Here is a 524-nt window from a genome sequence, read left to right as displayed (position 1 = left end):
TCTATATTATTTGCCATAAACAAACCCTCCATTTTATGTCCCCGCCAGAGAAAACTCTGACGGGAAATCTTTTATAACTCCTGTTCGTGTTTTTTCTTTGCAGTTTTCTGTACAGGTGGCTGTTCCGCTGTATTCTGCTGTGCCTTCTCCTGCTTTAAGCGTTCCAGAATAGATGGCTTATGGATTCTGTCTGCTGTTTCCGGAAGTTCTTTTTCTTCTACAGCATCCCTGCTATCTGTGCTACTTCCTTCTCTGCCAATATCCTCATCTGCCATAATCGTCTCATTGCCCTTTTCATCCATGTTCAGCAACGCATTTAACTCGGATAACCGTTCCATCTTTTCATTCAGCTCTGCTTCTTTCGGGAATGGTTTCTTTACCTCTTCCTGTGCAGTAGCAAGCTGCTGTTGTACGGTTTCCAATTTCTGCTCACTTTCCGTCAGCTTCCTGTCAATGGAAAAAAGGGTGTTATGGATACGCTGCATATTTCCTACCGGGTCTTTTCCGATCTCCAGCTTATAAGA

General features: G+C 43.5%; 1 pseudogene. It reads right to left on the bottom strand.

The window, feature by feature from the left end:
* Nucleotides 1–71: 71 nt before the first annotated feature.
* Nucleotides 72–524 (bottom strand): annotated as a pseudogene (locus DW694_RS16725) (helicase); the annotation flags it as partial.

The sequence above is a fragment of the Ruminococcus sp. AM26-12LB genome (assembly GCF_003480785.1).
Lineage (GTDB): Bacteria > Bacillota > Clostridia > Lachnospirales > Lachnospiraceae > Blautia_A > Blautia_A fusiformis.
The sequence above is the reverse complement of the archived record's forward strand: the minus strand, read 5'-3'. Positions and strand labels throughout refer to the sequence as shown.